The sequence below is a fragment of the Paenibacillus sp. PAMC 26794 genome (genome assembly GCF_000316035.1).
Taxonomy (GTDB): domain Bacteria; phylum Bacillota; class Bacilli; order Paenibacillales; family Paenibacillaceae; genus Paenibacillus.
In genome coordinates this window covers 60352-69183 of the sequence record NZ_ANHX01000054.1, presented here as the reverse complement: position 1 = coordinate 69183, position 8832 = coordinate 60352, and the positions used below count along the sequence as shown (strand labels likewise).

The 8832-nt window shown below is 48.9% G+C and carries 7 protein-coding genes and 2 rRNA genes; 5 read left to right on the top strand and 4 right to left on the bottom strand.

The features are described 5' to 3' along the window. From D829_RS0119165 to D829_RS31535, 5 genes are all read left to right on the top strand, one after another. A 23S ribosomal RNA gene (locus tag D829_RS0119165) occupies positions 1-1702 on the top strand; the annotation flags it as partial. 79 nt (positions 1703-1781) lie between these two features. Next, a 5S ribosomal RNA gene (rrf, locus tag D829_RS0119160) occupies positions 1782-1898 on the top strand. A 185-nt stretch (positions 1899-2083) separates the two neighbouring features. Then, on the top strand, positions 2084-2707 hold the full coding sequence (locus tag D829_RS0119155) for a deoxynucleoside kinase (RefSeq protein ID WP_017690540.1): 624 nt from the start codon (positions 2084-2086) through the stop codon (positions 2705-2707). Then, positions 2704-3360, top strand: a complete 657-nt coding sequence (locus tag D829_RS0119150) for a deoxynucleoside kinase (RefSeq protein ID WP_017690539.1) — start codon at positions 2704-2706, stop codon at positions 3358-3360. Before D829_RS0119155 ends, D829_RS0119150 begins: the two co-directional genes overlap by 4 nt. A 231-nt stretch (positions 3361-3591) precedes the next feature. Next, complete coding sequence (locus D829_RS31535) at positions 3592-4074, top strand: hypothetical protein (protein ID WP_017690538.1); 483 nt, start codon at positions 3592-3594, stop codon at positions 4072-4074. Between the two features lie 556 nt (positions 4075-4630). Here D829_RS31535 and D829_RS0119140 read toward each other — a convergent pair. The 4 genes from D829_RS0119140 to thiM all read right to left on the bottom strand — a co-directional run bounded on the left by D829_RS0119140 (position 4631) and on the right by thiM (position 7975). Continuing rightward, positions 4631-5374, bottom strand: a complete 744-nt coding sequence (locus tag D829_RS0119140) for a MerR family transcriptional regulator (RefSeq protein WP_017690537.1) — start codon at positions 5372-5374, stop codon at positions 4631-4633. 314 nt (positions 5375-5688) lie between these two features. After that, on the bottom strand, positions 5689-6354 hold the full coding sequence (thiE, locus tag D829_RS0119135) for a thiamine phosphate synthase (protein ID WP_017690536.1): 666 nt from the start codon (positions 6352-6354) through the stop codon (positions 5689-5691). After that, on the bottom strand, positions 6354-7166 hold the full coding sequence (thiD, locus tag D829_RS0119130) for a bifunctional hydroxymethylpyrimidine kinase/phosphomethylpyrimidine kinase (RefSeq protein WP_017690535.1): 813 nt from the start codon (positions 7164-7166) through the stop codon (positions 6354-6356). Before thiD ends, thiE begins: the two co-directional genes overlap by 1 nt. Further along, positions 7163-7975, bottom strand: a complete 813-nt coding sequence (thiM, locus tag D829_RS0119125; protein WP_017690534.1) for a hydroxyethylthiazole kinase — start codon at positions 7973-7975, stop codon at positions 7163-7165. Before thiM ends, thiD begins: the two co-directional genes overlap by 4 nt. Positions 7976-8832 lie beyond the last annotated feature (857 nt).

The window sequence follows — 8832 nt, the reverse complement described above, 5'->3', positions numbered from 1 at the left end:
CAGGGGTAGGGGAGCGTTGTATAAGGGTTGAAGGTGTACCGTAAGGAGCGCTGGACATTATACAAGTGAGAATGCCGGTATGAGTAACGAAAAGATCAAGTGAGAATCTTGATCCGCCGAAAGCCTAAGGGTTCCTGAGGAAGGCTCGTCCGCTCAGGGTAAGTCGGGACCTAAGGCGAGGCCGAAAGGCGTAGTCGAAGGACAACAGGTCGAAATTCCTGTACCACCGTAAGCCGTTATGAGCAATGGGGGGACGCAGTAGGGTAGTGACGCGGACTGATGGATGTCCGTCTAAGCAGTAAGGCTGATGTGTAGGCAAATCCGCACATTGTAAGGCTGAGCTGTGATGGGGAGCGAAAATTGTAGTAGCGAAGGTCATGATCTCACACTGCCAAGAAAAGCCTCTAGCCAGGTGAAGGTGCCCGTACCGCAAACCGACACAGGTAGGCGAGAAGAGTATTCTAAGGCGCGCGGAAGAACTCTCGTTAAGGAACTCGGCAAAATGACCCCGTAACTTCGGGAGAAGGGGTGCCCCGGTAGTGTGAATAGCACGAGGGGGCCGCAGTGAAAAGGCCCAAGCGACTGTTTAGCAAAAACACAGGTCTGTGCGAAGCCGTAAGGCGAAGTATACGGGCTGACGCCTGCCCGGTGCTGGAAGGTTAAGGGGAGTGGTTAGGAGCAATCCGAAGCTGTGAACCGAAGCCCCAGTCGGCGGCCGTAACTATAACGGTCCTAAGGTAGCGAAATTCCTTGTCAGGTAAATTCTGACCCGCACGAATGGCGTAACGACTTGGGCGCTGTCTCAACGAGAGATCCGGTGAAATTTTAATACCTGTGAAGATGCAGGTTACCCGCGACAAGACGGAAAGACCCCATGGAGCTTTACTGCAGCTTGATATTGAATTTGGGTACGATCTGTACAGGATAGGTGGGAGCCTTTGAAGAGACATGAGCGCCAGCTTGTGTGGAGGCAACGTTGGGATACCACCCTGATCGTATCTAGGTTCTAACCTGGTACCGTAATCCGGTGCGGGGACAGTGTCAGGTGGGCAGTTTGACTGGGGCGGTCGCCTCCTAAAGAGTAACGGAGGCGCCCAAAGGTTCCCTCAGAATGGTTGGAAATCATTCGAAGAGTGCAAAGGCATAAGGGAGCTTGACTGCGAGACCTACAAGTCGAGCAGGGACGAAAGTCGGGCTTAGTGATCCGGTGGTACCGCATGGAAGGGCCATCGCTCAACGGATAAAAGCTACCCTGGGGATAACAGGCTTATCTCCCCCAAGAGTCCACATCGACGGGGAGGTTTGGCACCTCGATGTCGGCTCATCGCATCCTGGGGCTGAAGTAGGTCCCAAGGGTTGGGCTGTTCGCCCATTAAAGCGGTACGCGAGCTGGGTTCAGAACGTCGTGAGACAGTTCGGTCCCTATCTGTCGTGGGCGTAGGAAATTTGAGAGGAGCTGTCCTTAGTACGAGAGGACCGGGATGGACGTACCGCTGGTGTACCAGTTGTTCCGCCAGGAGCACCGCTGGGTAGCTATGTACGGAAGGGATAAACGCTGAAAGCATCTAAGCGTGAAGCCCCCCTCAAGATGAGATTTCCCAGTATGTAAGACCCCTTGAAGACGACGAGGTAGATAGGCTGGGGGTGGAAGTGCAGCAATGCATGGAGCTGACCAGTACTAATCGGTCGAGGGCTTATCCAATAGCAAGTTGTAATTCGCATGTTTCGTTTCGAATCTAGTTTTCAGAGAACAACACTCTGAATGTAAGCTAAGCTATGCGTTTGGTGGCGATGGCGGAGGGGTTCCACACGTACCCATCCCGAACACGACCGTTAAGCCCTCTAGCGCCGATGGTACTTGGACCGCAGGGTCCTGGGAGAGTAGGACGCCGCCAAGCAATAGGAAGACACACTTGATGATTTCGAGTGTGTTTTTTTTATTTTAATGTAATTTATAAGTTCCGATTTGACTTGTTATATACATAAAATACTGGCGTTCCAATCCTTAAAGCTGTGATACAATAGGTGATGTCTATATAGAAAACGGAAACACGCATAAGTACGAGGAGGAACAGTGAACACGATGAAATCAGCCCCGTTTATTGCCGTGGAAGGTCCGATCGGAGCGGGGAAAACAACGCTGGCAACGATGCTTTCCCATGAATTGAATCTTCCGTTAGTTAAAGAAATCGTAGAAGAGAATCCATTTCTGGCTTCCTTTTATCAGGATATCGACGAGTGGAGTTTCCAATTGGAAATGTTCTTTCTGTGTAATCGGTTTAAACAACTGGAAGACACGGGCGCTCATTATGTAGAGCAGAATACCCCAGTCATTTCAGACTATCATATCTATAAAAATATGATTTTTGCCGATCGTACCTTAAAGGGAACGAAACGGGATAAATATCGTCAAATCTATCATCTGTTAACAGATGATCTGCCAAAGCCCAATCTGGTGCTCTATATTGAAGCTGAACTGGATACGTTGATGTACCGCATTAACAAACGTGGACGCTCATTTGAGCAGGATATGGACCCGGCATATATGGAACAACTGATCGCCGATTACAAAACAGGCATGGACTATCTGGCAAATAGCTCAAATCCGCCAGTAATCATTAAGGTCAATGCAGAGCAACTCGACTTTGTGGAACATCCTGAACACTTCAGGCAAATTGTTAATCAGGTAAAGGAGTATATCATATGAATAACTATGGCATTCCAACGAATGCATTAATTACGGTAGCAGGTACGGTTGGGGTGGGCAAATCCACGTTAACGGCTGCGCTTGCACAGCGTTTGAATTTCAAGACTTCTCTGGAACAAGTTGATCATAATCCATATTTGGAGAAGTTCTATCATGACTTCGAGCGTTGGAGCTTCCATCTGCAGATTTATTTCCTGGCAGAGCGCTTCAAGGAACAGAAAAAGATTTTTGAACTAGGTGGGGGATTCGTTCAGGATCGTTCCATTTATGAAGATACGGGCATTTTTGCACAAATGCATGCAGATCAAGGAACCATGTCTGCTACAGATTTCGAGACATACAGCAGTTTGTTTGAAGCGATGGTAATGACACCGTATTTCCCACATCCGGACGTGCTGATCTATCTGGAAGGCAGTCTGCCTTCGATTTTAAACCGAATTACGGAACGTGGACGTGAGATGGAGATTCAGACGGATCGTTCGTACTGGAAGCATATGCACGAGCGCTACTCCGTGTGGATTGATCAGTTTACGGCTTGCCCTGTGCTGCGTCTGAACATTGATGAGTATGATGTGCATGATCCTGCATCGGTGGATGCCATTTTGGCACAGATTGCAGCTGTCATTCAGCCTTCCAAGGAAGTGCAAAGGTAAGATAGAGCGAGCTTTCCAAGGTAAGGCAAACATCCCTTCTACGGCTATTATGCTGTTGGAGGGATGTTTTTTTATGTGCCAAGGAAATGGATGCTTAATATATCTTTTCTATTATGTAAATACATGGACACCAAAAGTAGAAAAATGTTGAATAATAGGTTTTTTGTGGTTTCATAGGAAAGGTGAATTCTGGAAAAGAAGCATATGCATGACTCAGGAGGGAAAGACAACATGGAAGAGAAACAAGGAGTTAAAATCGGTATGCCGATCATTGGTGGCTTAATTGCAGCCATTCTGGGAGGCATCGTATGGGCAGCTATTGCTGCAATGACCGAGTATGAGGTGGGATTAATTGCGATTTTGATTGGAGCGCTCACGGGCTACGCAGTTGTGTTGTTCTCCAATAAACGAATTGCGACGGTACATAAGATTATTGCCGTACTGTTTGCGCTTGTTGGTATTTTGCTGGGGAAATATCTGACGGTGGTTTATTTTACTTCCGAACTGTTTGGTGATGTAGGCGTGATGGAACTTGTGTTTGATAGCGAGATGATCAGTGCGTATGTGGAAACCTTCCAGGAGTATTTCAGTCAACCGATTGATTTGTTATTCATCGTGCTTGCGATTGTGTCTGCATGGCAGATTCCTGGCCGGATGGCGAGAACCAGTCTAGCTACGGATGCATCTTCATCGGATCATGCGCCAAGAGCTTAATCGGATAGACGGTGGACCTGGCAGCAAAATGAAGAACGTTTGACAGAAGAAACTTAATGCTCATCATTCTAAGTATCTGGTGAAGTTATATCGAAGGACTGGGAGCAGAAGAAAAACGTAGTAAAGAGCATCTACACTAAAAGATATTTATAAAGTACTCAGAGTGAGCAGCAGTTAGGCTTGTTCACATTGCGGCTGAGTTACTTGGATACACAAAAGGGACGATACGCCTGGGCGTACGTCCCTTTTGTGTATCCACCAGTTAGGAGGTGGGATATGGCTCATAACTGGTGCAACAACTGAGATCGATTTAAATTACTTACCACATAACCCTAGTATATATCCAACTTGTTCATAAGGTTAATTACAAGAAATATATGGTCACCTCAGGAGGTAGGCTCAAATATCCGAAAGGTCATTTACTGCGAATAAAGCTGATGACGAGAATATTTTTTTACAGGACAGGGGGGGGGAACTTCCAGACTATCGTTTACAATCCACATCTGATGGCAATGAGAGTTGAATAATACTGTACGTGGTTGAAGACAGGGCTATATTATTTGTTTTGGTCAGCAAATACAGCCATAGCATCTCTCATAAATACTGCCAAACCATCGCCAAACTGATCAATATTACGCGTGAAGCGTTCATCGTCCACGTACATCTGACCAAGTCCTCTGAAGGCTTCAGGTGAGTAGCTTCCCATTTGGTTTAGACAGGTGTACCATTCTTGAATACCGGCCTGTGCCTCGGCAGATGCTGGTTCTGTGTGACGAAGTGAAGCCAGATGTTTGTAGATCTCGTTCATTTGATCGGATAGAGCCTTTTGCTCCGTGGTTGATTTACTGTGCAGCTTCTGATTTGCGTGATCGACGGCATGGTCTCCCCAACGTTCCCGCGCTTCTTGTTCATACGGATTCTGGCTAAAATCAAATCCTTCGAATTGTTCTTTGGCTGTCATTTTAATTTCTCCTCTCACGTGTAAAAACGTTCTATCAATGGTAGCAATCATCTGGTCCAAGCGTTGGCGTTTCTCCAGCAGAATAAGTCGATGCATATTTAGTGCATCTTCTGGATTAAAGGAGGGGTTGGTTATAATGTTTTTGATCTCCTTCAGAGAGAAGTCGAGTTCCTTAAAAAACAATATCTGCTGCAACCGTTCCAGGTTGGCATCTGAATATAACCGACACCCGGCAGAAGTCACTTCGTCCGGGGTTAATAGTCCGATCTCATCATAATGATGCAGTGTGCGCACACTGATCGAGGTAAGTTCGGCAACTTCTTTTACCTTCATGGCCATGTGTGAAACCTCCTTACAACACCGATTGTACAGTGTCACGTTACGTGAGAGTCAACCGTTGAAAATGAAAAAACAAGATGCGAGCATGGAAGCTGCATCTTGATTATGGATTGGTGAATAGATGTGACTGGATATGACTAAATTATTGTATCATTCAGTCACTGTAGGGGAGCGGATGCGCTTCTAAGTCGAAGACATAGACTGCCGCGCCGCAGGGGGGAGGCTCCTCTGTTATGGAGAGGAGAGCGAGCGGTTGTGAGTTGCACCATGTATTAGGTGCAGCCCACGGGGCTGGCAGTGCAGGTAGAGCAGGGCTACGCCTGCATCCCGCGCACTGCCGCAGCAAACTGCGCAGCCGCTGCGCGCACGTCTGCCGCGCCCGCGATGGCGGAGATGACGGCTACGCCGTCGGCTCCAGCCGCCATCACGGCGGCCGTGGTATCGGGCGTAATGCCGCCGATACCCACAACCGGAACTGCGATGCCTGCGGCGCGCAGTTCCGCTACCCCTGCGGGGCCCAGCACAGCGTGGGCATCCGCTTTGGAGCGCGTCGGGTACATGGGCCCGACGCCAAGGTAGTCGGCGCCCGCCTGCACCGCACGGCGCGCCTCTTCCACGGAGTGGGCGGATACGCCAAGCATCCGCCCATCTCCAATGCGGGCGCGTACTAGCGCCGCGTCCGCATCTTCCTGGCCGACATGCACGCCGTCGGCCTCCACCGCTACAGCCAGCTCCACATCATCGTTCACGATGAACGGGACCCCGTGCTGGCTGCACACCTCGCGAAGTCGCATCGCAAGCGTGATGCTAGCTTCGTGAGCCAGGGCGCCAGTTCCCTTTTCGCGGAACTGGAACAGCGTGATGCCGCCAGCAATGGCCTGGCGCAGCACTTCCACAAGGTCTTGCGTTGTATTGACGCTGCCCATCACCAAATACACCTGCATTGCGCGTCGTACCGCTTCTGCATCCCAAGGGCGCATCACTGCTCACCCCGCTGTCTGCGCTGATACGCAAAATGATTCGTCGGCCCATGTCCGGCCCCAATCCCCAGCTCATCTTCAATGGCAGCCTGAATGAATGCTCGCGCGGTCGTAACGGCAGCCAGAACAGGTGAACCCTTGGCCAACTCTGCGGTGATGGCGGCAGAGTACGTGCATCCCGTTCCGTGTGTATGACGTGTTACCACACGAACATTCTCCAGATAATGAAAAGACTGCCCATCGTAGAGCACATCCACGATCATGCCACTTTCTTCATCATGACCACCTTTGACCAAAGCATACGTTGAGCCCATCTGTACAATCTGTCTTGCGGCTTCTTCCCGCTGACTCAGATTGGTGATTGACATCCCGGTAAGCAGTTCCGCTTCCGGAATATTGGGTGTTGTGATCAGGGCATGGGGCAACAGCTCCGTAACCAACGCCTGTACAGCTTCCTGCTGGAGCAGGGGGGCACCGCCTTTGGCTACCATCACGGGGTCGATGACTAGATTAGACCAACGATATTGCTGCCATTTCTCAGCGACTAGACGAATAATCTCAGCACTATATAACATGCCGGTCTTCGTTGCGGTTGGTTGAAAGTCTTCGCTGGTCGAGTCCAATTGCTGGGCAATGCCATCGTAAGGGATGGGAAAAACGCTCTGCACACCGGTTGTATTTTGGGCAGCAATAGCGGTGATAACGGTCATGCCGTATACGCCAAGCTCTTGGAATGTTTTCAGATCGGCCTGAATTCCTGCACCGCCTCCGTTATCGGAGCCTGCAATGGTTAGCGCTTGAGCAATGCTCATACTGCACCTCCACGGATCTGACGGATCTGTGCGTGCTCTGCCAAGAGGTCAGATGTCACTTGTGCCAGTTGATTCAACAATTCAATCTGGAAGCTGCCCGGTCCCTGATGAGCTGTACGCACTGCCGCCAGTTCAGCTGCTACGCCATAAAAAGCGAGCGCTTCTACAACACTGCCTAGAAGATCGGCTCCTGATTCTGCTATGGCTGTAAAAGCGCCAATCACCGAACTTAGCAGACAACCTGCACCCGTGACCTGAGTGAGCAGGGCATGTCCATTACTTGTGAGGAATGTGGATTGTCCATCCGTGATGATATCTTCTTTACCGGTAATGACCACGACACAGCCAAGTTTATTCGCTGCCCGCTCGGCAATGCCGATCCGGTCACCTTCACCTGATCCTGCGTCGACACCTTTGATGCTCCAGCTCTCACCGATGACATTAGCGACTTCCGCCACATTGCCGCGCAGTACCGTGAGGCGAAGCTCACGAACGAGCATCTGCACGGTTTCCGTGCGATAGGTGGTTGCGCCAGCTCCAACCGGATCAAGCACCACAGGCACGTGATGCGCATTAGCCGATTGGCCTGTCAGACGGATCGCCTGAACGACTTTGTCATCGAGTGTACCAATGTTGAGTACCACGGCACCTGACATCTTGGCGACATCAGCGACCTCTTCATGTGCGTAAGCCATAAAGGGGGACGCACCAAGTGCGAGCAGGCCATTGGCTGTAAAGGGAGCCACGACAAGGTTGGTGATATTGTGTACCAGCGGATTTTGCGTACGAACACGTTTCAGATAAGACATATAATTTCCTCCTTGATTGAAGTAACCCCATCGGCAGAAGTCCGATATCTAGAGTCACTTAGCAGAATAATAGGATATGAGTCTCCTTGTTGAGTAGGGCGCAGAGTGTAATAACAACGGGAGTCATTAAAGCGGTAAACGCATAAACGTAAATATAAATCAATTTCATAACTCACTAAAAATGGATTTTTGGAACTGGATATAGACAAATTGAAATTGAATCATTTTGATTTATATCTATATAAATTGAACTCAACATTTACACAAAACGGAGAGGACAGAAAAAAGCTGGAGAAGCGGAGCGTTCGCCTTTATCACCGGATTTTCCCTTTAGAAAGGGAATCAAAAAAACTGGGGATAACAGCGATCGGAAGGTTATTCTGTCATCGGAGTAGTTAGTGTAAATATTCTTTAGTTCAATTTATCTAGCCTTGATTGAAACAGCTAAAGGGTGGATCCGTATAAAATGTAAATTCGCAGAAAGGCAACAGTACAAATACGAGACAGTATAAAACGAATCGATACAAAATACCGAAAGTGGAGCCATGGTATGTCTCCAAACTCAAACAAGCGATACGTTGATGGGTGTTAGCGTCCAACCAGTGTCTTGAAGTTCAGGCTGATCGATATCCAACTGATTGGGACACAAATGGGTGAGACCATGTTCTAAGGAACATCAGACACGTTATTTACCAGAATCCCTTGACTAAAACGCTATAAATTGCTATTTATTCCGATATAGCGTTTCTCAGATTCCTTAGATTTCTGTAACCGCTTCAAACCCTTGAATAGGACGCCACAGATTCGTTAGCGCTCGCTGCATGCTCTGTTTCGATCAAGTTAAGGCGCGTTTCAGC